This window comes from Streptomyces sp. NBC_00859, from assembly GCF_045161865.1.
Taxonomy (GTDB): Bacteria; Actinomycetota; Actinomycetes; order Streptomycetales; family Streptomycetaceae; genus Streptomyces.
Map to the genome: position 1 here is coordinate 1,550,816 of NZ_CP108826.1, position 26,009 is coordinate 1,576,824.

The window sequence follows — 26,009 nt, forward strand, 5'->3', positions numbered from 1 at the left end:
CGCTCCCTCAGCTCGACAGGTGTTCCAGGATCTGCGGGCCGATGTCGGTGACGTCGCCCGCACCCATGGTCAGAACGAGATCACCGGGCTTCGCCATTCCCGCGATGGTCCCGGGAACCTGCGCCTTGTCATGGACAGCAGTCACATCGGCGCCGGCGGCGCGGGCGGCGTCGATGATCAGCTCGCTGGTGATGCCGGGGATCGGGTCCTCGCGGGCCGGGTAGATGTCCAGGACGACCGAGGCATCCGCCAGCCGCAGCGCCTGCCCCATCTCGGTGCCGAGCTCCTGGGTACGGGAGAACAGGTGGGGCTGGAACACCACCAGGATCCGCGCGTCGCCGACGGCGCCGCGCATGGCTTCCAGGTCGGCGGTCATCTCGGTCGGGTGATGGGCGTACGAGTCCACGACCTGCACCCCCGCGGCCTCGCCCTTGAGCTGGAGGCGGCGCTTGACCCCGGTGTACTTGCCCAGCGCGGACGCCAGATTGTGCGCCGGAATACCCAGGGCGACACCGGCGGCCAGAGCCGCGACGGCGTTGTGGGCGTAGTGGCGGCCGGGGACGGAGACCGTGAAGGTCAGGAACTTCCCGTTGAGCAGGACCGTGACCTCACTGGTCAGGCCGCGCGGGGTGACCTTGTGGACGCGTACGTCGGCCGCGTCGGACTCGCCGTAGGTGACGACCTTCAGCGTGGAGAGGTCGCGGATCCGGGCGGTCAGCTCGACCGCGCCGGGCTGGTCGGCGTTGATCACCAGAGTGCCGCCGGGGACGATCTTGCCCACGAACGTCTCGAAGGAGTCGTAGATCTCGTCCATCGACGCGTAGTTCGCGTGGTGGTCCAGTTCGACGTTGAGGACGACGGCGACCTGGGGGTCGTACTTCTGGAAGCTCCGGTCGCTCTCGTCGGCCTCCGCCACGAAGATGTCGCCCGCGCCGTGCCGGGCGTTGGTGCCGGGACCCGCGAGGTCGCCGCCGATCGCGTACGCCGGGTCGAGGGCGAGCTCGGTCAGGGCCACGGCGAGCATCGAGGTGGTCGTCGTCTTGCCGTGCGTACCGGCGACCGCGATGGAGCGCAGCCCCCGCATCAGTGAGGCGAGCGCGTCCGACCGGTGCACCACGGGGATGGACAGCTCGGCGGCGCGGGCCAGCTCCGGGTTGTCCTCGCGGATGGCGCTGGAGACGACGACACAGGTCGCGTCGTCCGCCAGATGTCCGGCCGCGTGACCCACGTGCACCGTCACGCCAAGTCCGCGCAACGCCTCGGCCACCGGGGAGTCCCGGGCGTCGCTGCCCGCGACCCGGGATCCGCGCTCGGCGAGGATCTTCGCGATCCCCGACATCCCGGCGCCGCCGATGCCGATGAAGTGCGGTCGGTCCATGGCGGTCGGGCTACCGGGTGCCATACGGGTGTCTCCCCAAGCTGTACGTCTGCGTAACGGAAGGCCTCAGCTTATTCGCTGTGCGCGAAGAGCTTGAGCACCGGTACGCCGACCTTGTGGCGGGCCCGCGACGCCCAGTCCCGGTGGAAGAACTCCTCCACGTAGTGCGGGGCGGTGAGGACGATCACCTCATCGGCGGACTGCTCCCCCACCACGGACTGGAGCACATCGAGCGGATGTTCCTCCACCACCCGGCCGATCGCCTTGCAGCCGGTGGCCCGCAGCGCCTCCAGCGACTGCAGCAGCGCCGACTCGGCGGGGATCCGCGCCTCCTGGCCCTCGGGCACCTCGTTCTCCCGGCCCACCTCGTCGAGCTCACCCAGGGCCACATCGTCGATCGCCCGGAGCAGGAAGTCCGCCTGATCGCCGCGGGGCTGCATGAGCACGACGAAGGAGACGGACTCGTCCCCGTGCAGCGTGGTGACGAATTCCACGTCCTCCGACGTCAGAGGTTTCTCGATCATCAATACGCTCGTGAACACCGAAGGGCCCTTCTGCTGAAACCATCCTTCCCCGTGCCCGCACGGGGTCTGCGCTGTAAGTCTGCCCAAAGAACGGAAAGCGGAACGGTAGATTCCGCAGATTGTCAGATACGAACGTACCGGGCAAAAAGGAACCCGGCCTCCTCCAGCAGGGCGGCCAGGGTGAACCGGTCGGGCACCGCGAGACCAGGACCGCCCACGATGCGCTGGGCGTCACCCGATGTGAGCACGGGCGAGAGGGTCAGGCACAGCTCGTCCAGCACCCCGGCCGCCACGAACTGACCGAGCATCCGCGGTCCGCCCTCGGTCAGCAGCCGCCGGAACCCGAGCGCGGCCAGCTCCCGCACGGCCCTGGCCGGGTCGACGGCTCCCGCGTCGCCCGCGATCACGACCCGCGCGCCCGCCCGCCGTGCCTCGTCCATCCGGTCCGCCGCGGCTCCGGCGCCGGTGATCACCAGAGTGGGCACGAGGGGGGCGGTGAACAGCGGGAGCGAGAAGTCCAGCTCCAGACTCCGGCTGACCACCGCGATGGCCGGTGCGGGGCCCTGACCGGCCGCCTCGCGCCGCTCGGCGAAGGCGTCCCGCGCGCGGGCCGGGCGGTACCCCTCCAGGCGTGCCGTTTCCGCACCGACCACCACCACATCGGCGAGCCCGCGCAGCGTGCCGAAGATCCGCATGTCCGTGGCGGTCGAGATCGGCTGAGAGCGCCCCTCGTGCTGGGCGGCTCCGTCGAGCGAGGAGACCATGTTGGCGCGCAGCCACGCACGGTCCGTTCCGGCCCCCGCCGGATACGCGTAGGCCTCGGCCAGCTCGTCCAGGCTCCACTCGTGACCGGCGCCGTCCGGACACTCCGTTCCGGGAGAAGTGGCTGGCCGGTCGGTCTCAGGGAGCAGGCGTCGCATGTCAGGCAGTGTGGCACGGCCCTTACCCTGGTGACGTGTCGTCGCCCATAGCCGAAGTGGCCCCCCAGTCCCTGTGCGCCCGCGAGCCGCGCGTCCCCGCCGACCGTCTGGTCGCCGAGATGGTGCCACCGCCGCGCTTCGACTCGGTGCGCTTCGATACGTACGTACCGGACCCGAACCAGCCGAGCCAGAGCGAGGCGGTGACTGTGCTCAGCGCCTTCGCCGCCGGGCTGGGCGGGGCGACGGCCGTGGGCTCGGGCCGCAGGCGCTGGTTCGGCGGCCGCAGGTCCGCCGCGCCCGCAGGGCCGCGCGGTGTCTATCTCGACGGCGGTTACGGCGTCGGCAAGACGCACCTGCTCGCCTCCCTCTGGCACGCGACGCCCGCCCCCGCGGAGCTCAAGGCCTTCGGCACCTTCGTCGAACTGACCAACCTGGTCGGCGCGTTGGGGTTCCAGCAGACCGTCCGGACGCTCAGCGAACACCGGCTGCTCTGCATCGACGAGTTCGAACTGGACGATCCGGGCGACACCGTCCTGGTGTCCTCGCTGCTCAGCAGGCTGGTCGAAGCCGGGGTCGCGCTCGCCGCCACCTCCAACACGCTTCCCGGCAAGCTCGGCGAGGGCCGGTTCGCGGCAGCCGACTTCCTGCGGGAGATCCAGGGGCTCTCGGCCCATTTCCGGCCGCTGCGGATCGATGGCGAAGACTACCGCCACCGGGGCCTGCCCGAGGCTCCGTCGCCGTACGGGGACGAGCAGGTCACCAAGGCGGCGTACGCGACCGCGGGGGCCTCACTCGACCCCTTCCCCGCTCTTCTGGACCATGTCGCCCGGATCCACCCGAGCCGCTACGGCGCCCTGACCGAGGGCATCACCGCCGTCTGCCTCACCGATGTGCGGCCGGTGGACGACCAGTCGACGGCGCTGCGTCTGGTCGTACTCGCCGACCGGCTCTACGACCGGGAGATCCCGGTCCTCGCCTCCGGGCTCCCCTTCGACCGGCTCTTCAGTGACGAGATGCTGAACGGCGGATACCGGAAGAAGTACTTCCGGGCGATCTCCCGGCTGACGGCGCTGGCACGCGACGCGAAGCCGCTGGTGCGCCAGTAGGTTGGGACGACGTCACCAGAAGGGAAACACCATGGCCACCAAGCGTGTCGCTCATACGGTCTGGGAAGGCGAGCTCATCAAGGGCTCGGGCACAGTCACCTTCGATACTTCGGGCATCGGCGACTACCCGGTCACCTGGGCCTCCCGCGCCGAGACGGCGAACGGCAGGACCAGCCCGGAGGAGCTCATCGCGGCAGCCCACTCCAGCTGCTTCTCGATGGCCCTGTCGAACGGCCTGACCGGTGCGGGCAACCCGCCCGCCAGGCTGACCACACAGGCGGAGGTCAGCTTCCAGCCGGGTGAGGGCATCACGGGTATCCACCTCACCGTGGAGGGCCAGGTACCCGGCCTCGACGCGGAAGCCTTCACCGCCGCCGCCGAGGACGCCAAGGCCAACTGCCCGGTCAGCCAGGCCCTCACGGGTACGACGATCACGCTCACCGCCAAGCTGAGCTGACCCCGGCGTCAGGCCGGCCGGACGCCACCCGGTCGGCCCGCTCTCAGCCGGAGCAGGCGGTCCGGCCGGCCTCCTGCCACTCGCAGACCGGGCAGAGCGTCGCGCCGCGTGTCGACTCCGGGTATTCGGTCGGCTCGCGGCACAGCACGCACTCGGCGTACGGAGGGCCGCCCGGCACGGCGTCAGCGGGTGCGGGCGGTGCGGGAGCCGCCGGGGTGCCGCAGTAGGACTCGTCCATGCGTACGAGCCTACTCAGCCCGCTCGGCCGCGGTCAGCCCCGCCGGGCGGCCTGCACGCTCACCGCGGCGCCCGCGCCCGCCGCGGCCAGCACCGCGACGAACAGGGCGAGCACGGGAGTGTGCACAGTTCCGCTGTGCGACCCGTCGACCAGCCCGTACACCGCCGACCGGGCGGGCGAGCCACGGGTGACGAGCAGCAGCAGAGCAGCAAGCGAGGTGGCCGCGACCGACCAGCCCCTGCCGTGCAGCACCGGGCGGGTGAGGACCGCGCCCGCAGCGGCGCCGGTAAGCGCGCAGACGAACAAGGCGAGCAGCCCGGCCAGCCCGGCCCGGAGTACCGGGACGGCCACCTGGTGGCTGGTGTCGGTCGGCGAGCTGACCAGGGTGATCACCAGGGTGCCCGCGCAGCCGAGCAGGGCAGCGCTCCCCACCGCGACGCCCAGTGAGGCGAGATGGGCCCGGCGCGGGCTCGTCGCGGCTGCCGCGCAGTCGCGGGCGGCCGCCGGTTCCTGGTTGACGCAGATCCGCACCAGCCAGGCCGCGACCGGCAGCAGCGCGGCAGCGGCGTACCCGAGCGAGTCGAGTACCGGATCGCCGCCCTGCGCCCCGACCGCGAGAAAGATCCCGTACAGCAGGACGGGTGGCAGCCAGCGCTGGGAGCGGAGCAGCAGGGCCGCCTGGTAGCGGAGGAGTGCGGTCATCGTTCCCCGTCGGTGAGCGGCTCCGCGCAGGAGCCCGCGGCGGTCACCGCCCGGATGCGCCAGGGCGTCCGCGCCGTGAGCAGGGCGCGGAGCAGGGCGTCGGAGTGCGCTTCGGCGACGGTGAACACCGTCGCGTCCGCCCTGATTTCGCGTACCGGATCGCCCGGCAGACCGGTGGGTGCGGCCGCTCCCGGCGGCCCTGCGGCCTCGATCCGGACCGTCGGCCCCACCGCGGCCGGCTCCCGCGGCGGGGCCTGGACCTGTACGAGTGCGGTGCCCTCGACTCGCAGCCGCAGGTCGACCGCGTCCGCAAGGCGGTGCGCATCGTGATCGACGAAAACCGCCGTGGCGCCGGCCCCGACCCGCTCGGCGACCGCGCGGTCGAGCTCCGCGCGGGCCGCCGCGTCGAGGCCGGTCCACGCCTCGTCGAGGATCAGCAACTCCGGCCCGGCCAGCAGCGCCTGGGCGACCGCGACCTTCTGACTGGTGCCCTTGGAGAGTTCGCCGAGCGGTGTACGGGCGTGTCCCGCGGCCCCGAACCGGGTCAGCCACTCCTCGGCGCGCGCCGCCGCCTCCGCACGTCGCAGCCCGTGGATCCGGCCGAGGTGGACGAGGTAGCCGCAGGCGGTGAACGGCAGAGCGACGGGGAAACGTTCCGGGACGTACGCGGTGCGGGGGCGGCCGGTGATACGGCCCGACGTCGGGGTGTCGATCCCGGCGAGCAGCCGGAGCAGGGTGGATTTGCCGCTCCCGTTGCGGCCCTCGATCCGGACGAGGCACCGCGCGGGCAGGTCGAGATCCACCCCGCGCAGCACCCAGGGGCCGCCGAGGCCGTACCGTCGCCCCACCTGATCGAGCCTCAGTGCTGCTGCGGTTTCTCGGGCTTGGCCTCGCTGGGCCGTACGATCACGAACCCCTCGCCCTGGAGCATCAGCTGGACGGCCTCGCCGGAGCCGCCGCGGAGCATGGAGCCGAGGGACTGCGAGCGGTGCAGCGAGGTCTGCAGGTGCGCGGACCAGCCGACGACCGCGTCGGTGTCGACGTAGACCGGCTGCTGCGGGGTGACCGGGATGACGATGGGGTTCCCCTCGCAGATCAGCCCGAGCTTGCCGTGCCCGGTGAAGAGGCTGTTGAAGAGGCCGCCGCCCGTGATGCCCGAGCCCTTCACGGTCTTGATCTCGTACGAGAGGGTGGAGTCGAAGCACAGGACGTTACGGCCGTTGATGGTGAGCGCGTCACCCTGTTCGATGTCGACGATGAAGCAGTTCGCCGCTTCGTGAGCGAACCAGGCCTCGCCCTGACCGGTGACGGACATCAGCGGCAGGCCCTCGCCGGTGACGGCCCGCTTGAGCATCCCTCCTATGCCCTGGCCCTTGCGCTCGAACTGCAGACTCCCCCGGTAAGCGATCATCGCGCCCTGTCGCGCGAGGAGATCACCGTTGACGGTGTACTTGATCGATTTGGCGTTCTGCAGGGTCATCCCGGGGGCTGTCGCCTGCTGTGCCATGTTCTCGGTCTGGAACAGATCGCTCTTCATGGAGGCATCCTCACCCGGAAGATTCCCCTCCGCCAAGAATCCGCCGGGCACCATCGGAAATCCGCGGTGAGACGGCTGGCAGACTGGGGCGGGTGAGCAGCAACGACAGCCCTTTCCGCGCGGAGCCGACGGCACGCGACGAGTCCCCGCAGTTCGTCCTTCCGCTGGTGGTCCACCTGGAGAAGACCGGTCCCCCGGCCCGTACGGACGCTCTGGAGACAGCGGCGCGTGCGGTGCTCGTGATGCTGTCGGACGAACGCTCGACGGGTGAGGGCGAGTGGGCGCAGGCCATGCGGGACTGGGAGGACGCCAGGATCCGCAAGGTCGTACGGCGGGCGCGAGGCGCCGAGTGGCGCAAGGCGTCCGAGCTGCCGGGCACCACGGTCACCGGGACCGCGGCCGAGGTGCGGGTCTACCCGCCGGTGCCGCTGGACGGCTGGCCCAAGGAGCTGGCGAAGCTCCAGGTCAGCGGCACCGACCTGGAGGACACCGAGCCACTGCCGGCCCCGGACACCGCGGCCCCGGTCATCTGGCTCAACCCCGGACTTGAGATGTCGGCGGGCAAATCGATGGCGCAGACCGGGCACGGGGCCCAGCTGGCCTGGTGGGAGCTCGCGGCCGCGGAGCGCGACGCGTGGCGGGCCGCGGGGTTCCCGCTGTCGGTGCGTACGGCGGAACCGGGGCGCTGGAAGGAGCTGACCGTAAGCGGGCTGCCTGCCGTGCTCGACGCGGGATTCACCGAGATCGCACCCGGCTCCTGCACCGTGGTGGTCGAGGGCGGCCGCCGTTTCGGCCCTCTCCCGGGCGGAGGACGACGGTAGACGGCTGCACGGCACGGTGCCGCCGCCGTCAAAGACGGCGGCCCGTCCGTCGAACGCCTCAGGCCCGCCGCCGCGGCCTCACGTTCAGCGCCTCACCGTCCCGTCGGTCTGTTCATGACCGTGAAGCTGTCCCGCAGTCCGTTCCGTCGGCAGCGCGCATGCGGGTGTCCATCGACGCACTCCGGTCGTACGGGTCGGTCCTGGGCCCGTCGTCCGGGGCGGGGCCGGTACGGTCGGCGCTGAACTGGGGGACGAAGTAACCGGTGAAGGTGGAGCAACCGCCGTTGGTGGAGTCTTCTTTGTAGGAGACCAGGGAGAACGTGCCCCGCTCGGTGATGACCTTTGCGGGGTTGTCCCAGCTCATCACCGTCTCGCGTCGCACGATGACACGGGTGACCTCGTCGCTTCCGCCCGCGCGTACGGCGGGGTAGACGTACGTGACATCGGCTGTCACCTCGACCGCACCACGCTTGCCCTCCCGGAACGTGATCCGGCCGCGCGTCTTGACCACGTCCCCCGCGAGCCGGACCTTGGCCCTGTCGAAACGGCTGAAGAGCAGGAGCGGGTCGCTGGTACGGCCGGGGGTACGGAATGCGGCCTTCAGGTAGTCCTGAACGTCCTGCTGGTGCGGATTGATGAACGCGATCGCCCGCGTGGGCCGCTGCCCGTTCAGTACGCCGTGGTCCAGGCTTGACGCCTCAAGGAATTCCCGGCTCCGGGTGAGGGCCTGCGCGACCTGTTCCCTGTTCATCCAGCCGGTCGCCCGTGCCGGCGGCAGATGGATCCCTGCCGTCCCGTCGGCCCACCGCACAGCAGGTGACCCCCTGAACGGCTGCTCCAACGTGGGGAGTTGGGCTGCCATATCGGACGCCGGTGCATGTTCAGGGCGTTCGGACTCCGCGGCCAGGGGTGCGGTCCCACTACCGCTGCCGCCTCTCAGCCACCCGGCCACGTGCCCCGGCGCCAGCGCGACGACCAGCAAGGCTGCCGCGGCCAACAGGCCGACGACGGACCAGATCGCCCGGGACCGGCGTCGTACGGGGGGCCGGTGAGCCCGCCACGCCTGTGACCGGCCGGGCTCCTCGCGAAGCCGCCGCGCCACCTCGCGAGCTCGCGCCGACGGTTCCACCGGTGCGTCTTCACTGCCGGACTGGGCCTCACGCAGGAAGCGCGCCCACTCCTCGTCCGGTATGGATCTGTCCTCATCCATGGTGTGTACTCGTCCCCTCCCCGGGCGGACGGCCCTCCCCGGGCCGATCGCCGACTGTGCTTGATCACAGATTATTGGAGGGCAGTGGCCGCAACCACGTCGTGCACAGGATGGAACATGACGCTTGCGCGGCGGGCGCCGTGATTGCTCCGGGCCCCTGAGGGTTGCCGGGGCATCGTGCCAGGCGGCCGTCCCGCCCCGGCTCGGGCAACACCGTCCGCCAGGCGGTCAACTGTCCCCTTCCCAGCCCGGGTTACACAGACAGTCGGTGCTGACCGAGACGTTCAGCACGTGGCACGGCCCCTTGGGTGGACGGCGAATTCCGCGGTGCCCGCTTGGGCCACTTCGGGCCTGCCGTCGTTCCGCTGCGTCCGAGAAGGACCCCTACCTGTTTCGGCGTCCTTACTCAGGTCGCCGAACCGCGCGCCAACCGGGTGGAGTAGGGGCCAGCATTCGGGCAAGACCACCAAGTACGCGTCACAACAGGGGGATTCGACTGACGCCGGTCGCGACCGACAGGGGTGGCAAGACGGACTGTTATGGCTACAGGCCACCGGTACCAGGCACCACGGCGGGTCCGGATACAAAGCAGAAGGCGGGCGTGCCTGATGAGGCCTGAATGCCCGTAGACGCAGCCGTGAATTCACACGCCACACGACTTTCGGGATGGGGGGGTTGGATATTCGCAATTATCGCAATCCTGGCGGCCCCATTCGCGCTGACAGTATCTCTGCGAAACCGGCGTCGGCACAGGTGAATCACCGTGAGCCGGTGTATCCAGAGCAAGTAATCACCAGTCCACAATCATTCAATCCGCGGGCACAGCGGGCGGCCAACCATCGGGAACAGCGGGCGGCGAGGCAACCGATGCCAGCCATGAATCAAACAGAGGGGCGGTGCACCGAGTGAGTAAGAATCCGGAGCGGGGGTTCATCATCTTCATCCTGATCACACTGTTCATCGGCATGGCATCCGTCTTCGAAGGAGTGGCAGGGCATGGCGACCGCCAGGGCATGCACATTGGCCTGGGCGTGATAATGCTGGCATTCGGCGGGTTCTTGTTCTACAAATTCGTCAAGAGATCGAACGACAGCGGACAACTGTAAAAAGGAACCCGCTTTCGGACAGCTGACACCGTTGGCAGCCAGGGACGGGCGGTGGAAGATCCCGTTGATCACCTGTCGTCGGGCCCGCCACCGACCGCACGGTTATTGCTCCTGGGGAAAGCGCTCGCGTTCGCGGTCCGCGGTGTTCGTGTACTGCCCGACCACCGCTTCGGTGACGGCCTCGGCCAGCCGCACTCATGTGGCGTCGGGGACAGACCTACCCCGACATGGAACGGGAACCCAAGGCCGCTTTCGCAGCAGTGGCGCAGATATCGGGGTAAGTCCCGCGCGGGCCGACCGGTGGCCGGGATCTGTACTACTGCCTCAGCCGCAGACGCCGAGCACATGGAAGGGGTACCGAACCCCGCTCGCTGCGGATCTCGCGCCGAACTGCCGCCACCGCCACCGCCCGCAAACCGGCGGCGCGGCGGCGCCGGGGCCAGGCGCTTTCCAGCTGCGCGGTTACGGACGCCGCGGGCGCAGCAGGGGGTGAGGAACAGGCAGCGGTTCAGCCGCCGCCGGACTGCAGGTCGGGCGCATCCGGGTCCCCGGACTTCCGGGGCTTGACGGACGTGTCCGACTCGGCATCACCGGTGCCGGCAGGCCGGTCCGACGGCCCGCCCGAAGGGTGTTTCGACCCTGTGTCGCGTGACCCTTTCGCACCCCGCTCCGCCTGCGGTTCTTCTGCGTGGTCTGCACCTGGTGCGTCTGCCATCGAGTCCACTTCCCTGCTCACATCGCTGATCTCCATCGTCGTCCCCCCGGACGGCGTCCGCATCCGGGCCGGATGGGAACGCGATGGGGGCGGGAACCTCAAATGAAGCTCTGAACGTCCCACCGGGTGGATTGTCCGCGGCCCGGCGGGGCCATCACCCCTGTACGCGTCGCGGTCGCGGCGGCGAAGGGGGACACCATGGATCAGCTGGGAATCGGTATCGGCTGGCGGCCGGAGATCGCCAGCACGGTGGAGGAACTGCCCGGCATCGACTGGGTCGAGGTGGTCGCCGAGAACCTCTGCCCCGACCACCTGCCGGACTCGCTGCGACGGTTGCGCCGGCGTGGCGTGACGGTCGTCCCGCACGGCGTCTCCCTGGGTATCGGCGGCGCCGAGCGCCCGGCCCCCGACCGGCTCGCCGCGCTGGCCGAGCGTGCCGTCCTGCTGGACTCGCCGCTGGTCACCGAGCACATCGCGTTCGTCAGGGCCGGGGGCCCGCTCACCGCGTCCCCCGGTCTTGAGGCCGGTCATCTGCTGCCCGTTCCGCGCACCTGGGACGCGCTGCACGTGCTGTGCGAGAACGTCCGGGCCGCGCAGGACGCCCTGCCCGTCCCCCTCGCCCTGGAGAACATCGCGGCGCTGATCTCCTGGCCCGGCGAGGAACTCACGGAGGGGCAGTTCCTGGCCGAGCTGGTGGAGCGTACAGGCGTACGCCTGCTGATCGACGTGGCCAACCTCCACACCAACCACGTGAACCGCGGCGAGGACCCCGCGACCGCACTGGACGAGCTTCCGGTGGAGGCGATCGCGTACGTGCATGTCGCGGGCGGAGTGGAGAAGGACGGCGTCTGGCACGACACTCACGCCCACCCGGTGACCGAACCGGTCCTCGGCGTACTGGCGCAACTGCGCGACCGGGTGGACCCGCCGGGTGTGCTGCTGGAGAGGGACGACGACTTCCCGCCCGCCGCGGAGCTGGCCGGTGAACTGGCCGCGATCCGGGAGACGCTGACGGCACGGCACACCGTGACGGCAGGGGTGACCGTGACGGCACGAGAGGCCGTGACCGTGCGAGGTACTGTGCCGGCACAGGGTGCTGTGACGGCGCGGGAAGCCGTGCACGTCGGTGGAGGGCGGGCAGCCGCGGAGTACTCGCCTGCGCCGGCGTCCCTTTCCGGCGCCGGCCCCGCACCTGCCTCCACCACCGCGCCCCGGCAGCGGCTCGCCCTCGCGGAGACCGCACTGCTCTCCGCCCTGGTCGCGGGTACTCCGCCGCCCGAGGGGTTCGACACCCGGCGGCTGGGGGTACAGAGCCGCGCTCTGGCGGCCAAGCGTGCCGACGTCGTCTCGCACGTCGCCCCCGAGCTGCCCGCCATACTCGGAGGCGAGTACCGGCCCGCGTTCCTGATGTACGCCAAGTCCCGCCCGATGGGCGGTGGTTACCGCCGTGACGCGCTCGACTTCGCGGAACAGCTGCTGCACGCCGGACGGCCCGCCGACGCCGCGGCCAGGCGTCGGCTCACCCTCTGGTGGCAGGAGCGGGCGGCCCCGCACCGGCCGACCGGGGTGGCCAGGATCGCCCGAGCGGCCCGCGCCCGGTTCAGTCACCCGTACCGCTGACGGCCTCTGGCCGTACCGCAGGCCCGTCTGCGGAGTCAATGACACCGACACCGCCGAGTGGTCCTTTACAACATCAGCTGCCGGACGAATTATCCCTTTTATTCAGCAGCTGTACGAAAGGGACCCCGATGAAGGCAGTCGCGCTGTACGGAACGGCCGGCGTACTGGTGTTGTCCGGACTGGCCGCTGTGGCCGCCGCGCCGCCCGGCAGCGCGGACACCCCGGCAGCCGCGTACCCGGCCGCCGGGGGAACGGCCGCGGCCCCCGGCGCCGACGCCGCCGAGGCGGCGGGTACCCTCACCGCGGCCGCCCGCGCCGCCGCTGCCGGGATCGCCTTCGGCGCCTGTCCGAAGAGCGAGTCGCTGCCCGCGTCCGTGCGGTGCGGCAGCATCCGGGTCCCGCTCGACTACGCGCGTCCGGACGGCCAGCAGATCTCCCTGACCGTCAGCAGGGGGCGCGCCACCGGCAAGGCAGCCGAGCGGCAGGGCGCGCTCATCTACAACCCCGGCGGCCCCGGCGCCTCCAGCATGTTCTTCCCGATGGCGGCCGCGGTCCCGGTGTGGAAGCCGCTGGCGGCCGCGTACGACCTGGTGGGGTATGCCCCGCGCGGCGTCGCCCGCTCGGCGCCACTCTCCTGCGAGGAACCCGCCCAGTACGCGAAGCCCTCGACCACGGCCCCGATCTATCCGTCGGAGGCGTTCAAGCGGAAGAAGATCGCGCAGGCGAAGTCGTACGCCCGGGGCTGCAGCCGCCGGGCAGGCACGGCGCTGCGGCAGTACAACTCGCTGAACAACGCCCGGGACCTGGACGTACTGCGGGCCGCGCTGGGCGAGCGGAAGCTCACCTTCATGGGCGCTTCCTACGGCACCTACTTCGGGGCGCTCTACGCGACGCTCTTCCCCACACACGTGCGCCGGATGGTCTTCGACTCGGCGGTCGACCCGGACCCCGCCAAGATCTGGTACCAGGACAACCTCGGCCAGTCGCTCGCCTTCGAGCGGCGCTGGACGGACTTCCGTACCTGGGTGGCGCAGCACGACAAGACGTACCACCTGGGCACCGACGCCTCGGATGTGCTGGCCGCGTACGAGACGGCGCGGTCCCGGCTCGCCGACCGGCCGGCCGGCGCGGTCGGCCCGGCACAGCTGCAGGGCGCCTTCCTCCAGGCCGGTTACTACGACGACGTCTGGCCGGACAGCGCCCGTGCGCTCGCGCGGTATCTGAAGGGGGATCCCAAGCCGCTCATCAAGCTGGCCGCACCGGACCCGGCGGCAGCGAAGGCGAACGAGAACAGCACGGCGGTCTACACGGCGGTCGAGTGCAACGACGCGGACTGGCCCGGGGACTGGCGGGTCTGGGACGACGACAACACCGCGCTGGCCCGCCGGGCGCCCTTCGAGACCTGGGACAATGTCTGGATGAACCTGCCGTGTGCCTACTGGCCCGCTCCGCGGCAGAAGCCCCTCGATGTCCGCAGCACCGACGGCAGGCTGCCCACGACGCTGATCCTGGCCGCCGAGCGGGACGCGGCCACCCCCTACCCGGGCGCGCTGGAACTCCAGCGCAGGCTCAAGGGGTCGGTGCTGATCACCGAGCGGGGCGCCGGCACACACGGCATCGGCGGCGGCGCCAACACATGTGTCAACACGTACCTGGACGACTATCTGCTGAAGGGGCGGACGCCGGTGCGGCGCGCGTCATGCGCGCCGCACCCGCTGCCGGACCCGGTGTCGCTGGAGAAGCGGACGCTGCCGCGGCCGCGGCCCGCTCTCTGATCTTCCGGGTCATGGGTGGTCGGGACGCCTCAGGCGAGCCCGGCCACCAGGTCGGCCACCGACTTGCGCCGGCCGGTGTAGAAGGGGACCTCTTCGCGTACGTGCATCCGCGTCTCGGAGCCCCGCAGATGACGCATCAGGTCGACGATGCGGTACAGCTCGTCCGCCTCGAAGGCCAGCAGCCACTCGTAGTCGCCGAGCGAGAACGACGCGACGGTGTTGGCCCGCACGTCCGGATAGCCACGGGCCATCTTGCCGTGCTCGGCGAGCATCCTGCGGCGGTCCTCGTCGGGCAGCAGGTACCAGTCGTAGGAGCGCACGAAGGGGTAGACCGAGATGTAGTCGCGGGGGGTCTCGTCGGCGAGGAACGCCGGGATGTGCGACTTGTTGAACTCGGCGGGGCGGTGCAGCGCCATGTTCGACCAGACCGGCTCGAGGGCGCGGCCGAGGCGGGTACGGCGGAAGAGGTTGTACGCCGACTGGAGCTCGTCCGCGGTCTCCGCGTGCCACCAGACCATCAGGTCGGCGTCGGCACGCAGCCCGGAGACGTCGTAAGTGCCGCGAACGGTGATGTCCTTGGCCGCGAGCTGGTCGAACAGTTCCTGGACCTCACCGGCCACCGCGGCACGGTCGGTGTCGCCGGGGAGCACGTCGCGCAGCTTGAAGACGGACCACAGCGTGTAGCGCACGACCTCGTTGAGGTCCTTGGCCTTCTTGCCCGCGTTCGGGGCTTTGGGGGACGTCACGGTCTCCGGAGCATCAGTCATGCCGCTATTCTCCCGCGCCGCCGGTGGTGCCCGACGCCAGGGTTGCTGTGATCTCCTTCGCAGCCCGCTGGGCACTGGCAACACAGGCCGGAATGCCCACCCCGTCGTAGGCGGCGCCGCAGACCCGCAGGCCCGGCAGGGCGGCGACCGACTCCCGCACCCGGGCGACCCGTGCGAGGTGGCCGACGGGGTACTGCGGCAGTCCGCCGATCCACCGGGTCACCTCGGTGGCGACCGGCTTCGCCGTGAGTCCGACGGCCTCGCCCAGGTCGTGCAGTGAGAGCTTCACCAGGTCGGCGTCCTCGCGGTGCAGATGTTCCTCGTCCCCGTAGCGCCCGAGCGAGGTGCGCAGCACGACGAGCTCCGGGTCCGCGTCGGACCAGGCCCACTTACGGCTGGAGAAGGTGGACGCCTTGATGGCGTGGCCGTCAACAGGCGGTACGAGGAAGCCCGTGCCGCCCGGGAGGTCGAGCTCCGCACGGCGGAAGGCCAGAGTGACCAGGGACATCGAGGCGTATTCGACGGCCGCGAGCTCCGCGGACGCGGTGGGCGAATCGCCGGCCAGCAGTGCGGATGCCGCCCAGGCGGGTACGGCGAGCACCACGGCGTCGGCCTCGGTCTCGCCGCCTTCCGGTCCGCCGGTGCGGATCAGCCAGCTGTCCGCGGTACGCCGCAGTTCCAGCGCGGGCCGGTGCAGCAGGACGTCGCCGCCCCCGGCACGGATCGCGTCGGCCACGGCGAGCGGCAGGGTGCCGATCCCGCCGTCGAGGCCCATGAAGACGGGGCCGGAAGCGGAGGCGCCGCGCTGCTGGAGCGAGCGCACGGCGGCGCCGAGCGTGGGGTGGCTGCGGGCGGCCTCGAAGAGCGCGGGTACCGCGGCGCGCATCGATGTGCGGTAGACGTCGCCCGCGTAGACACCGCCGAGCAGCGGCTCGACCAGCCGGTCGACGACCTCACGGCCCATCCGGCCGGCCACGTACTCGCCGAGCGCGATGTCCTCGCCGACCTCCGTGGGCGCCAGTTCGGCGTCCCGGCCGATCCGGCGCAGCCCTTCGTCGGAGAGCACCGCGCCGAGGCCGTCCGCGCCGGCCGGTACGCCCATGACATGGCCCGTGGGCATCGGGGTCAGCGTGCCTCTGTTCCAGAGAGCGGCGCCGCTGGTGGCGGGCGGCTGGAGTGCGTCGCTCAGACCGGCCTCGCGTGCCAGGCCGACGGCCTCGGGCCGTCGGGCGAGCATCGACTCGGCGCCGAGGTCGATCCGTACGCCCTCGATCTCGCCCGCGTGGAGCTTGCCGCCGACCCGGCCCGAGCCCTCCAGGACCGTCACCCGGGCTCCGGTGCCGAGCAACCGGTGTGCTGCCGCCAGACCCGAGATCCCGCCTCCGATGACGACGACATGGCCCGTACGCGTATCCGCTTTCATGCCCCCACTCTCTCAAATCCGTTCGGGGGCCCGGAGGTGCCCGGTCCTGAACCGGATCCCGGGTGCCCGCTGAACGGCCCCGGACGCCGAACGGGCCCCGTTCCGGGGGCTGCTGGGGCCGCGGCCGGTGAGACCTGTCCGCCGCGCCCCGCGCCGCGGGGGAATGTTCCACCGCGCGCCGACGTACCGTCCCAGGAGACGACAGAGCGGCAACAGCCCCGGAGGGACGCGCAATGGCAGCGGAGCGACTGGTGGTCATCGGCGGGGACGCGGCGGGAATGTCCGCCGCGTCCCAGGCCCGCAGGCTCAGGGGTCCGGAGGAGATGGAGATCATCGCCTTCGAGCGCGGCCACTTCACCTCGTTCTCCGCGTGCGGCATCCCCTACTGGGTGGGCGGAGAGGTCGGTGACCGCGACGACCTGGTCGCGCGCACCCCCGAGGAGCACCGTGAACGGGCGATCGACCTACGGATGCGGACCGAGGTGACGGAGATCGACGTCGACGGTCAGCGGGTCCGCGCCCGTGGCCTGGACTCCGGCGACGAGGGCTGGACCGCGTACGACAAGCTCGTCATCGCCACGGGCGCGCGGCCGGTGCGCCCCTCGCTGCCCGGCATCGACGCGCCGGGCGTGCACGGGGTGCAGACCCTGGACGACGGCCAGGCGCTCATCGAGTCGCTGCGCGCGGCCACCGGCCGCCGTGCGGTGATCGTCGGAGCCGGGTACATCGGTGTCGAGATGGCGGAGGCGCTGCTGCGCCGAGGCTACGAGGTGACGGTCCTGACCCGCGGTGCACAGCCGATGGCCACACTCGACCCGGACATGGGGCGGCTGGTCCACGAAGCGATGGACGGCATGGGCATCACCACCGTGACCGGAGCGGAGGTCACCGCGATCCGCACGGACCGGGAGGGCCGGGCCCGCTCGGTCGCCACGGACGCCGCCGAGTACCCGGCGGACATCGTGGTCCTCGGGATCGGAGTGGAGCCGCAGACGGCTCTCGCGGCCGCCGCGGGGCTGCCGCTGGGCGAGTACGGCGGGCTGCTGACCGATCTGTCGATGCGGGTGCGCGGACACCGGAACATCTGGGCGGGCGGCGACTGCGTCGAGGTTCTCGACCTGGTGTCCGGGAGGACGCGGCACATCGCGCTCGGGACGCACGCGAACAAGCACGGCCAGATCATCGGGGCAAACGCGGGCGGCGGATACGGCACGTTTCCCGGCGTTGTCGGCACCGCGGTGAGCAAGGTCTGCGATCTGGAGATCGCCAGGACCGGGCTGCGCGAGAAGGACGCCGACGCGGCCGGTCTGCGGTACGTCACGGCGACCGTCGAGTCGACCAACAGCGCCGGTTACTACCCGGACGCGGCCCTGATGACGGTGAAGATGCTCGCCGAGCTGCGGACCGGGCGGCTGCTGGGCACCCAGATCGTAGGGCGCGAGGGCGCCGCGAAACGGGTGGACATCGCGGCTGTGGCGCTCACCGCGGGGATGACGGTGGAGCAGATGGTCTCGCTCGACCTCGGGTACGCGCCGCCGTTCTCGCCGGTCTGGGACCCGGTGCTGGTCGCCGCACGGAAAGCGGTCACGGCGGTGCGCAAGGCGGGCGGCTAGGCAGTACGGCCGCTCCCGGGCGCCGGGCGGTATCCGTACCGTCCGCTCCCCAGCACCCGGACGTAACGGGCCTGTCCGGCGCTGGGGAGCGGAGCGGCTCAGCGGGCCGTGCGGGTGTGGACGTACTCCACCAGCCGGGTCAGGGCGTCGGGGTCGGTGGTGGGCGGGACGCCGTGGCCGAGGTTGAAGACATGGCCTTCGAGCCCCGCCGCCGCGGCCAGCACCTCGTCGGTCTTGGCCTCGACCGCCTCCCGGGTGGAGAAGAGAACGGCCGGGTCGAGGTTCCCCTGGAGCGCCTTGCCGGGACCGACCCGCCGGGCCGCCTCGTCCAGGGGCACCCGCCAGTCGACGCCGACAACGTCCGCACCGGCCTCGCCCATCAGCCCGAGCAGCTCACCGGTGCCCACACCGAAGTGGATGCGCGGGACCCCGTACGGCGCGACCGCGTCCAGGACCTTCGCCGAAGCCGGCAGCACCGAGCGCCGGTAGTCGGCCGGGGCGAGCGCGCCCACCCAGGAGTCGAAGAGCTGGACGGCGCTCGCGCCCGCCTCGATCTGGATCCGGAGGAAGGCGGCGGTGATCCCGGCGAGGCGGTCGAGCAGCTCGGCCCAGAGCTCCGGGTCGCCGTACATCATCGCCTTGGTGTGCTCGTGGTTGCGGGACGGACCGCCCTCCACGAGGTAGCTGGCGAGCGTGAAGGGCGCACCGGCGAACCCGATGAGCGGTGTCTCTCCCAGCTCGGCGGTGAGCATGCCCATCGCCTCGGTGACGTACCAGACGTCGGCGGGCTCCAGATCGCGCAGCCGGGCCAGGTCGGCGCGGGTGCGGATCGGGCTGGCGATCACCGGCCCGACACCCGGCTTGATGTCGAGGTCGATCCCGATGGCCTTGAGCGGCACGACGATGTCGCTGAAGTAGACCGCCGCGTCCACCTTGTGGCGGCGGACCGGCTGGAGGGTGATCTCGGTGACCAGGTCGGGCCGCATGCACGAGTCGAGCATGGCGATCCCCTCCCGCACCTTCAGATACTCGGGGAGTGAGCGTCCGGCCTGCCGCATGAACCAGACAGGGGTGTGCGGCACCGGCTCTCGCCTGCACGCCTTCATGAAGGCGGAGTCGGCTGTCGGGTTCTGGGCGCCCATGGGGCGGTCGTTGGCACTCACGTCCTGAAGTTTCGCATGTGCGGGCGAAGCGGTTGCCCCGGGCCGGGTGTCCTTCCCCCCGCTAATGCCTCGTTCCGCCTAGTCTTCCCGGCATGGCTGCGGCTCAGGGACGATTTTCAGATGGCGCTGACGGTATGAACAGCGCGGAGACGGACTCCGTCCCGCCCGCATTCAGGCAGGCGGTCGACGCGTTGCAGTCGGCGAGTCTGCGGCCGGAGATGGAGATCGACCCGACCAAGGCGCCGCGCAAGCTCGCGCCGTACGCGTACGCCCTGGAGGCGGCGGTCGTCGAGAACGACAACGACCTGGCCGACGGCAGGCTCGTACTGCTGCACGACCCCGCCGGTCACGACGCCTGGCAGGGGACCTTCCGGCTGGTGACGCTCGTCCGCGCGGAGCTGGAACCCGAGATGGCCGCCGACCCGCTGCTGCCCGAGGTCTGCTGGTCGTGGCTGACGGGCGCGCTGCAGGGGCGAGGGCTGTCGTACGGGGAAGCGAGCGGCACCGTCACGCGCGCCGGATCGCACTATTTCGGCGGTCTCTCGGAGCGTAAACCGGCGACCCAGATCGAGATCCGGGCCTCCTGGACGCCGCGCGAGGGTCTCGGTGGAGTGCCGGACGCCGGGGCGCATCTGGCCGCCTGGTGCGATCTGCTGTGCCAGATCGCCGGGCTGCCGCCGGTCGGACCGCCGGACGCCGGCGTGGTCTCGCTGCCGCAGCGCCGCGGGCCCCGGACCCACTGAGCGGTCCTCGCGGACATCGGGCCGGAGCGGTCGGACCAGGTCACCCTGGTACACCGCCAAATATGGAGCAAAGCGGACTCAAGCGGACTTCGGCAGTCCCTGATGGGGGCGCAATGAGGGCGCGAACAGACCGTCAGCGAACACGCGCACCTTTCGAATGATCGATCGCGTATCCGATTTGCCCGAATTGTTACTCACTAAATCGTGATCATTGTCTAAAGGCGGGCGGGTTTGGTGCCGAAGAAGTCTGTGACCCTTCCAGCACGGTTCGCCCCGGCTCTTCCCCCGGCCGGCACCCGATCCGCACCTTCCCAGGAGGCCTGGTGTCCGTTCTCCTCGAGCAGCCCGCAAGCCTGGTCGCCTACCGCCCGAACAAGCCGACGGCCATGGTCGTCGTGGCCGACCCGCGCGTCCGCTCCACCGTCACCCGCCACTTGTGGGCCCTTGGAGTACGTGACGTCATCGAGGCGTCGTCCATCGCGGAGGCCCGCCCCCGCGTCGGCAAACCACGTGACATCTGCGTGGCCGACGTCCACCTGCCCGACGGTTCCGGGCTGACCCTGTTGTCCGAGACCCGGGCCGCAGGCTGGCCCAACGGTCTGGCACTTTCCGCCGCCGACGACATCGGCGCCGTGCGCAACGCCCTCGCGGGCGGCGTCAAGGGCTACGTCGTCACCGGCACCCGCAACAACATCGGCCACCCGACCCGGCCCGGCGCCGCACCCATCGGCGCCGCCCGGATGCAGCGCCGCCCCCCGGGTGCCCCGAGCCATCCGGGCGGTTACCGCGAGCTCTCCGGCCGTGAGGTCGAAGTGCTGCGGCTGGTCGCCGAAGGTCAGTCGAACAAGGCCATCGGCGTCTCCATGGGGCTCTCCGCCCTGACCGTCAAGAGCCACCTCGCCCGGATCGCGCGCAAGCTCGGCACGGGCGACCGGGCCGGCATGGTCGCGGTGGCTCTCCGTACCGGAATCATTCACTGACAACAGGCCATCCCGGCCACGCGGTGCCACGGCACTGACTGTTTTCAGCCCCCTGAGCACCCGCCGACGCGAGGTCACGTCGGCGGGTGCTGTGCGTTCACCGATACCCTTGACGGGTGACCGACGCTCAAGAGACCGCAGCAGAGACAGCACTGCGAACCACTGGGGGCGCTCCCCCGGACGACGTCGAACAGGCGCCGATCCCCTTGCTGGAGCCCCGCGAGGGCATTCCTCCAGTGGTCGCCACCGATGAAGCACTGGCCGCTGTCGTGGCGGCGTTCGCCGCGGGGACGGGACCTGTCGCCGTCGACGCCGAGCGCGCGTCCGGCTACCGGTACGGACAGCGCGCGTATCTCGTGCAGATGCGCCGCGAGGGTGCGGGCAGCGCCCTCATCGATCCGGTCGGCTGCCCCGACCTGTCCTCGCTCGGTGCGGCCGTCGCCGACGCCGAGTGGGTACTCCACGCGGCCACCCAGGACCTCCCGTGCCTGCGCGAAATAGGCATGATTCCCACCCGGATCTTCGACACCGAGCTGGCCGGCAGGCTGGCCGGATTCCCGCGGGTCGGCCTCGGCGCGATGGTCGAGAGCGTGCTGGGCTTCACGCTGGAGAAGGGGCACTCCGCCGTCGACTGGTCGACACGTCCGCTGCCCGAGCCGTGGCTGCGGTACGCCGCGCTCGATGTGGAGCTGCTGGTCGACCTCCGGGACGCCCTGGAGGAGGAGCTGGACCGGCAGGGGAAGCTCGGCTGGGCGATGGAGGAGTTCGACGCCATCGCCTCGGCCCCGCCCGCCCCGCCGCGCAAGGATCCGTGGCGCCGGACGTCCGGGATGCACAAGGTGCGCAGGCGCCGGCAGATGGCAGTGGTGCGGGAGCTGTGGAACACCCGCGACGCGGTGGCGCAGCGGCGTGACGTCTCGCCCGGCAAGGTCCTCGGCGACGGGGCGATCGTCGAGGCGGCCCTGGGCCTCCCGGGGAACGTCCAGGAGCTCACCGCCCTGACCGGTTTCGGCCATCGCATGGGCAAGCGCCAGCTGGAGCAGTGGCAGGCCGCGGTGGACAGGGCCAGGGCGCTTCCCGACACCGCGCTTCCGCAGCCGGGCCAGCAGGTGGCCGGACCGCCGCCGCCCCGCGCCTGGGCCGACAAGGACCCGGCGGCCGCGGCGCGGCTCTCCGCGGCGCGTGCGGCCGTGTCGGCCCTCGCCGAGGAACTGAACATGCCGCAGGAGAACCTGATGACCCCGGACACCGTGCGCCGGGTCTGCTGGGAGCCGCCGCGTGAGCGGACGGTGGAGACGGTCTCAGCCGTTCTCGCCGGGCTCGGCGCCCGGAACTGGCAGGTCGAACAGGTCGCTCCGCTGCTGACGGCGGCGGTCCAGGACACCCCGGCACAGAGCTGACGCCTCGGGTCTGCGGCGGGTCCCGCCGCAGACCCGAAATCCCCAAGACCGGACCGTATCCAACACGGTCCAACAGCTTTAGGCTGTGCGTCGCATCAGATTCTTTCAGCATGTCCATGCGACCGAAGGAATGACATGCACACGCCATTAAGACGTTCCCTCACCGCCGCGCTCGCCGTGCTGGCGCTCAGCGCCGGGGCGCTCACCACAGCCGCAGGAGCGGAGCGGCCCGCCTCGGATGCCGGGCACCCCGCCGCAGCCACCGCGCACCCCGGGGCCCACGCCTCCGCCCACACCGTCGGGCACGACGACACGGCGCTGACCATCGACGGCAAACCGCTGAGCATCTGGTCCGGCGAGTTCCACTACTGGCGGCTGCCGAGCCCGGACGCCTGGCGCGATGTCCTGCAGAAGATGAAGGCGGGCGGCTTCAACGCCGCGTCCGTCTACTTCGACTGGGACTTCCACTCCCCCAAGCCCGGCGTCTACGACTTCAAGGGCGTCCGCGATGTCGACAAGCTCCTCGACATCGCCCAGGAGGCGGGCATCTATGTCATCGCCCGCCCCGGCCCGTACATCAACGCGGAGACGGACGGCGGCGGCTTCCCCGGCTGGCTGACCCAGCAGAAGGGACGGGCCCGTACGACCGCGCCCGACTATCTGGCGGCGGCCGACGAGTGGCTCTCGAAGATCGACCCGATCATCGCAAGGCACCAGCTGACCAACGGCACCGGCTCGGTGATCGCCTACCAGGTCGAGAACGAGTACTACCAGGACACCCCCGACGGCCACGCCTACATCCAGCACCTGGTGGACAAGGCCCACGCCGACGGCATCACCGTCCCGCTGACCGGTAACCACAACGGCGTCTTCGCCAAGGAACTGGACATCGACGGGCACGACTCGTACCCGCAGGGCTTCACCTGCTCAAGTCCGGACAAGTGGAGCGGACTGCCCGATCTCTCCGGCGCGAAGAAGCCCGGACAACCGCTATTTCTGGCCGAATTCCAGGGCGGCTCGTTCGACCCCTGGGGCGGTTCCGGATTCGACAAGTGCCGGCAGCTGACCGACGGCGACTTCGAGAAGGCCGCGTACGAGAACAACATCGCTTCCGGCGCCACCATGCAGAACTTCTACATGGCCTACGGCGGCACCTCCTGGGGCTGGCTGCCCTCGCCCGGCGCTGTCTACAGCTCCTACGACTACGGTGCGCCGATCCAGGAGGACCGTCAGCTCAGCGAGAAGTACCTGACGGACAAGCGGCTCGGCTATCTGGTGCAGTCGGTGGCACCGCTGACCAGGACGGAGCCGCTCACCGCGGCAGCGCCTGAGAACACCGCCGTGCAGCGCCGCGACCGGCGCAACCCGGACGACGGGACGACCGTCACGGTCGTCCGCCACAAGGACGTCAACAACAAGGCGAAGGACACCACACATCTGTCGCTCGGCGGCTATCCCTCGGTGCCGCAGGAGCCGGGGACCTCGCTGACCGTCGACGGACGCGACTCCAAACTGCTGGTCTCCGACTACGCCATGGACCACCAGCAGCTGCGGTACTCGACGTCGGAACTCATGACGCACGGGACCTTCGGGTCGCGCGATGTGGCGCTCCTGTACGGACGGCACGGCCAGGACGGCGAGACCGTACTGCGCTACGCCGCGAAGCCCGGCGTCGAGGTGACCGGCGGCACTGTGAAGCAGAGCTGGGACCCGGCCACCGGCGACCTGCGGCTCGACTACCGGCACGACGGGCTCGCCCAGGTCCTGATCACCCCGCCCGGCGCGAAGACACCGCTGCTGCTCCTGCTCGCCGACGACGCGACGGCCGACACCTACTGGCGGCTGGACACCCCGCAGGGGCCGGTGCTGGCCAGTGGTCCCGAGCTGCTGCGCACCAGTGCGTACAAGAACGGCGTGCTGAAGCTGACCGGCGACACCGGCAAGGCGTCGGAGCTGAACGTCATCACCGGCGCGCCCGCCACCTCGGTGACCTGGAACGGGAAGCCCGCCGCGGGCGCACTGGACACCACCGGAGCCGCGCTCGCCGGCCCGAAGCCGGTCGCGCTGCCGCGGCTGGGCACCTGGAAGTACCAGCGCGAGACCCCGGAGGCACAGCCCGGCTTCGACGACGCGGCCTGGCGGGCCGCGGACCGGCAGACGCTGCCGGCCGACGACTACGGTTTCCACGCGGGCTCCGTCTGGTACCGGGGGCACTTCTCGGCGGCCGGTACGGAGAGCGCTGTACAGGTCAACGCCAGTACGGGCAAGGCAGGTTCGTATCTCGCCTGGCTCAACGGCACATATCTGGGCAGCTCCGGCTCGGCGACGCACACCTTCACCGTCCCGCCGGGGACGCTGAGACCCGGCAAGGACAACGTGCTCGCGGTCCTGGCCGCCGACATGGCGCACGAGCAGGACGGCGGCGTGAACGACAGTCACAAGCAGCCGCGCGGCCTGACATCGGTACGGCTGGTGGGCTCGGAGCGGCAGATCGGCTGGCGCATCCAGGGCGCGCTCGGTGGCGAGAACCTCGTCGACCCGGTGCGCGGGCCGCTCAACACCGGTGGCCTGTACGGCGAGCGGCAGGGCATGCACCTGCCCGGCTACCCGGACACCAAGTGGCCGGATGTCCCGCTGCCGGACACCCGCAAGGGCGCACCCGGGGTCTCCTGGTACCGCACGGGCTTCGACCTGCGGCTGCCGGAGGACCAGGACGTCCCGATGGGTCTGACCTTCGCGGACGACAAGGCGAAGAACTACCGGGCGATGGTGTACGTCAACGGCTGGATGGCCGGCCTCTACATCAACGGCCTCGGGCCGCAGACCAGTTTCCCGGTACAGCCGGGGATGCTCCGCACCGACGGGCACAACACGGTCGCCATCGCCGTCATCGGGGAGGACGCCGCGGGTGACGGGCTGGGCAGGGTGTCCCTGGAGGAGTACGGGAACCACACCACACCGCTGCGGTACGGGGACATCGCGTCCCCCGGCTGGTCGGCCTCGGTGAACCACGACCCCCGGGCGACGGGCGACGTACGGATCACCGCGCCGGACACTCTGCCGCGGGGCGGCACGGGTTCGGTGACCGCGGCCTTCACACCGCGCGGGTCGGCCGCACGCGACGCCTCGCTCGCGCTGCGGCTGCCCGAGGGGTGGAAGGCCGACCCGGCGGTGCGCCAACCGCTCGGCGACGTACGGGCCGGGCGGACGGTGAGCCGTACCTGGCGGGTGACGGCGCCCGCGGGGTCCCAGCCGTGGTCGGCCGTGCTGTCGGCGGCGGCCCGGTACTCGGGGCGCGGCTCGGCGGCCGCGGCCGTGAGCGTGGCGACGCCGCCGCCCGCACCGGGAGCGGGCAGCCATGACGTCTCCGGGCTCGACTTCACCGCCACCAACGGGTGGGGGCCGGTGGAGCGCGACACCTCAAACGGCGAGGAGGCGGCCGGGGACGGCGGCCCGTTGTCCGTCGCGGGCACGGCGTACCCGAAGGGCCTCGGGACGAACGCGGACAGCGACATCACGGCCTTTCTGGGCGGGGCCTGCACCCGCTTCACCGCGTCGGTCGGGGTGGACGACGAGACGGACGGCGGCGGCTCGGTGACCTTCTCCGTGCTGGCCGACGGGAAGCAGGTCGCCGCCAGCCCGGTGCTCAGGGGAAAGCAGCAGGCCGTCGCGCTCGACGCGGACGTGTCGGGCGCCCGGGTGGTGGATCTGGTCGTAGGGGACGGCGGGGACGGCAACGGGCTCGACCACGCGGACTGGGGAGCCGCGTCGGTGAGCTGTACGGGCTGAGCGCCGTCCTTCCGGTACGCCG

Annotated in this window: 22 protein-coding genes; 11 read left to right on the top strand and 11 right to left on the bottom strand. The window is 71.2% G+C overall.

Going from position 1 to position 26,009, the window contains the following annotated elements; genetic code table 11:
* Window positions 1–7 precede the first annotated feature (7 nt).
* The 3 genes from murC to OG584_RS06560 form a co-directional block, all read right to left on the bottom strand.
* The gene (murC, locus tag OG584_RS06550; protein WP_405775963.1) at window positions 8–1,402 is read right to left on the bottom strand and encodes a UDP-N-acetylmuramate--L-alanine ligase; all 1,395 of its coding nucleotides are present in this window, start codon (window positions 1,400–1,402) and stop codon (window positions 8–10) included.
* A gap of 47 nt (window positions 1,403–1,449) precedes the next feature.
* The gene (locus tag OG584_RS06555; RefSeq protein ID WP_405775965.1) at window positions 1,450–1,920 is read right to left on the bottom strand and encodes an indole-3-glycerol phosphate synthase; all 471 of its coding nucleotides are present in this window, start codon (window positions 1,918–1,920) and stop codon (window positions 1,450–1,452) included.
* A 104-nt stretch (window positions 1,921–2,024) separates the two neighbouring features.
* On the bottom strand, window positions 2,025–2,822 hold the full coding sequence (locus OG584_RS06560; protein ID WP_405775967.1) for a pyrimidine reductase family protein: 798 nt from the start codon (window positions 2,820–2,822) through the stop codon (window positions 2,025–2,027).
* Window positions 2,823–2,857: 35 nt separating this feature from the next.
* On the opposite strand from OG584_RS06560, the gene zapE reads away from it, so the two are divergent.
* Together zapE and OG584_RS06570 are read left to right on the top strand one after the other, a co-directional pair.
* The gene (zapE, locus tag OG584_RS06565; RefSeq protein ID WP_405775969.1) at window positions 2,858–3,928 is read left to right on the top strand and encodes a cell division protein ZapE; all 1,071 of its coding nucleotides are present in this window, start codon (window positions 2,858–2,860) and stop codon (window positions 3,926–3,928) included.
* A gap of 31 nt (window positions 3,929–3,959) precedes the next feature.
* A complete protein-coding gene (locus OG584_RS06570) occupies window positions 3,960–4,385 on the top strand; it encodes an OsmC family protein (protein ID WP_405775971.1) in 426 nt (141 codons plus the stop codon).
* 43 nt (window positions 4,386–4,428) lie between these two features.
* On the opposite strand, the gene OG584_RS06575 is transcribed toward OG584_RS06570, so the two are convergent.
* From OG584_RS06575 to OG584_RS06590, 4 genes are read right to left on the bottom strand one after another with little or no spacing between them, the layout of a single operon-like run.
* Window positions 4,429–4,623: a hypothetical protein gene (locus OG584_RS06575; RefSeq protein WP_405775973.1), complete on the bottom strand. Its 195-nt coding sequence runs from the start codon at window positions 4,621–4,623 to the stop codon at window positions 4,429–4,431.
* A 33-nt stretch (window positions 4,624–4,656) separates the two neighbouring features.
* Window positions 4,657–5,325 carry an ABC transporter gene (locus tag OG584_RS06580; protein WP_405775975.1) on the bottom strand — a complete coding sequence of 223 codons (669 nt, stop codon included), beginning with the start codon at window positions 5,323–5,325 and terminating at the stop codon, window positions 4,657–4,659.
* Window positions 5,322–6,188: an ATP-binding cassette domain-containing protein gene (locus tag OG584_RS06585; protein WP_405783904.1), complete on the bottom strand. Its 867-nt coding sequence runs from the start codon at window positions 6,186–6,188 to the stop codon at window positions 5,322–5,324. The genes OG584_RS06580 and OG584_RS06585 overlap by 4 nt, the downstream gene beginning before the upstream one ends.
* A complete protein-coding gene (locus tag OG584_RS06590; RefSeq protein ID WP_405775977.1) occupies window positions 6,185–6,862 on the bottom strand; it encodes an AIM24 family protein in 678 nt (225 codons plus the stop codon). The genes OG584_RS06585 and OG584_RS06590 overlap by 4 nt, the downstream gene beginning before the upstream one ends.
* A gap of 92 nt (window positions 6,863–6,954) precedes the next feature.
* Between OG584_RS06590 and OG584_RS06595 the strand changes: the two genes are divergently transcribed.
* Window positions 6,955–7,683 (top strand): peptidyl-tRNA hydrolase, encoded by a 729-nt coding sequence (locus tag OG584_RS06595; protein ID WP_405775979.1) that lies wholly within the window; start codon window positions 6,955–6,957, stop codon window positions 7,681–7,683.
* A gap of 112 nt (window positions 7,684–7,795) precedes the next feature.
* Here the strand turns inward: OG584_RS06595 and OG584_RS06600 are convergent, their stop codons facing one another.
* On the bottom strand, window positions 7,796–8,893 hold the full coding sequence (locus tag OG584_RS06600) for a hypothetical protein (RefSeq protein WP_405775981.1): 1,098 nt from the start codon (window positions 8,891–8,893) through the stop codon (window positions 7,796–7,798).
* 905 nt (window positions 8,894–9,798) lie between these two features.
* On the opposite strand from OG584_RS06600, the gene OG584_RS06605 reads away from it, so the two are divergent.
* The 3 genes from OG584_RS06605 to OG584_RS06615 all read left to right on the top strand — a co-directional run bounded on the left by OG584_RS06605 (window position 9,799) and on the right by OG584_RS06615 (window position 14,109).
* A complete protein-coding gene (locus OG584_RS06605; protein WP_405775983.1) occupies window positions 9,799–9,999 on the top strand; it encodes a hypothetical protein in 201 nt (66 codons plus the stop codon).
* A 913-nt stretch (window positions 10,000–10,912) separates the two neighbouring features.
* Window positions 10,913–12,334 (top strand): DUF692 domain-containing protein, encoded by a 1,422-nt coding sequence (locus OG584_RS06610; protein WP_405775985.1) that lies wholly within the window; start codon window positions 10,913–10,915, stop codon window positions 12,332–12,334.
* Window positions 12,335–12,462: 128 nt separating this feature from the next.
* The gene (locus OG584_RS06615) at window positions 12,463–14,109 is read left to right on the top strand and encodes an alpha/beta hydrolase (protein WP_405775987.1); all 1,647 of its coding nucleotides are present in this window, start codon (window positions 12,463–12,465) and stop codon (window positions 14,107–14,109) included.
* Between the two features lie 29 nt (window positions 14,110–14,138).
* On the opposite strand, the gene hemQ is transcribed toward OG584_RS06615, so the two are convergent.
* Together hemQ and hemG are read right to left on the bottom strand one after the other, a co-directional pair.
* Window positions 14,139–14,876 (bottom strand): hydrogen peroxide-dependent heme synthase, encoded by a 738-nt coding sequence (gene hemQ, locus OG584_RS06620; protein WP_405775989.1) that lies wholly within the window; start codon window positions 14,874–14,876, stop codon window positions 14,139–14,141.
* 4 nt (window positions 14,877–14,880) lie between these two features.
* Entirely contained in the window at window positions 14,881–16,299 is a 1,419-nt protein-coding gene (gene hemG, locus OG584_RS06625; RefSeq protein ID WP_405775991.1) for a protoporphyrinogen oxidase, read from the bottom strand.
* Window positions 16,300–16,532: 233 nt separating this feature from the next.
* Here hemG and OG584_RS06630 point away from each other — a divergent pair, with 233 nt between their 5' ends.
* The gene (locus OG584_RS06630) at window positions 16,533–17,912 is read left to right on the top strand and encodes an FAD-dependent oxidoreductase (RefSeq protein ID WP_405775993.1); all 1,380 of its coding nucleotides are present in this window, start codon (window positions 16,533–16,535) and stop codon (window positions 17,910–17,912) included.
* A 98-nt stretch (window positions 17,913–18,010) separates the two neighbouring features.
* Here the strand turns inward: OG584_RS06630 and hemE are convergent, their stop codons facing one another.
* Window positions 18,011–19,075 carry a uroporphyrinogen decarboxylase gene (gene hemE / locus OG584_RS06635; RefSeq protein ID WP_405775995.1) on the bottom strand — a complete coding sequence of 355 codons (1,065 nt, stop codon included), beginning with the start codon at window positions 19,073–19,075 and terminating at the stop codon, window positions 18,011–18,013.
* A gap of 92 nt (window positions 19,076–19,167) precedes the next feature.
* Here hemE and OG584_RS06640 point away from each other — a divergent pair, with 92 nt between their 5' ends.
* From OG584_RS06640 to OG584_RS06655, 4 genes are all read left to right on the top strand, one after another.
* Window positions 19,168–19,818, top strand: coding sequence for a DUF3000 domain-containing protein (locus OG584_RS06640; protein ID WP_405775997.1), 651 nt, complete (start codon window positions 19,168–19,170; stop codon window positions 19,816–19,818).
* Window positions 19,819–20,141: 323 nt separating this feature from the next.
* Window positions 20,142–20,798: a response regulator transcription factor gene (locus tag OG584_RS06645; protein WP_328320403.1), complete on the top strand. Its 657-nt coding sequence runs from the start codon at window positions 20,142–20,144 to the stop codon at window positions 20,796–20,798.
* A gap of 116 nt (window positions 20,799–20,914) precedes the next feature.
* Window positions 20,915–22,198 (top strand): HRDC domain-containing protein, encoded by a 1,284-nt coding sequence (locus OG584_RS06650; RefSeq protein ID WP_405775999.1) that lies wholly within the window; start codon window positions 20,915–20,917, stop codon window positions 22,196–22,198.
* A gap of 135 nt (window positions 22,199–22,333) precedes the next feature.
* Entirely contained in the window at window positions 22,334–25,987 is a 3,654-nt protein-coding gene (locus OG584_RS06655) for a beta-galactosidase (protein ID WP_405776001.1), read from the top strand.
* The last annotated feature ends 22 nt before the right edge of the window (window positions 25,988–26,009 follow it).

What these genes read in the sequence shown, in the direction of transcription:
- murC (WP_405775963.1), bottom strand. Translation starts at nt 1,402, where the DNA reads ATGGCACCCGGTAGCCCGACCGCCATGGACCGACCGCACTTCATCGGC.
- OG584_RS06560 (WP_405775967.1), bottom strand. Translation starts at nt 2,822, where the DNA reads ATGCGACGCCTGCTCCCTGAGACCGACCGGCCAGCCACTTCTCCCGGA.
- OG584_RS06570 (WP_405775971.1), top strand. Translation starts at nt 3,960, where the DNA reads ATGGCCACCAAGCGTGTCGCTCATACGGTCTGGGAAGGCGAGCTCATC.
- OG584_RS06575 (WP_405775973.1), bottom strand. Translation starts at nt 4,623, where the DNA reads ATGGACGAGTCCTACTGCGGCACCCCGGCGGCTCCCGCACCGCCCGCA.
- OG584_RS06580 (WP_405775975.1), bottom strand. Translation starts at nt 5,325, where the DNA reads ATGACCGCACTCCTCCGCTACCAGGCGGCCCTGCTGCTCCGCTCCCAG.
- OG584_RS06590 (WP_405775977.1), bottom strand. Translation starts at nt 6,862, where the DNA reads ATGAAGAGCGATCTGTTCCAGACCGAGAACATGGCACAGCAGGCGACA.
- OG584_RS06600 (WP_405775981.1), bottom strand. Translation starts at nt 8,893, where the DNA reads ATGGATGAGGACAGATCCATACCGGACGAGGAGTGGGCGCGCTTCCTG.
- OG584_RS06610 (WP_405775985.1), top strand. Translation starts at nt 10,913, where the DNA reads ATGGATCAGCTGGGAATCGGTATCGGCTGGCGGCCGGAGATCGCCAGC.
- OG584_RS06615 (WP_405775987.1), top strand. Translation starts at nt 12,463, where the DNA reads ATGAAGGCAGTCGCGCTGTACGGAACGGCCGGCGTACTGGTGTTGTCC.
- hemQ (WP_405775989.1), bottom strand. Translation starts at nt 14,876, where the DNA reads ATGACTGATGCTCCGGAGACCGTGACGTCCCCCAAAGCCCCGAACGCG.
- hemG (WP_405775991.1), bottom strand. Translation starts at nt 16,299, where the DNA reads ATGAAAGCGGATACGCGTACGGGCCATGTCGTCGTCATCGGAGGCGGG.
- OG584_RS06630 (WP_405775993.1), top strand. Translation starts at nt 16,533, where the DNA reads ATGGCAGCGGAGCGACTGGTGGTCATCGGCGGGGACGCGGCGGGAATG.
- OG584_RS06640 (WP_405775997.1), top strand. Translation starts at nt 19,168, where the DNA reads ATGGCTGCGGCTCAGGGACGATTTTCAGATGGCGCTGACGGTATGAAC.
- OG584_RS06655 (WP_405776001.1), top strand. Translation starts at nt 22,334, where the DNA reads ATGCACACGCCATTAAGACGTTCCCTCACCGCCGCGCTCGCCGTGCTG.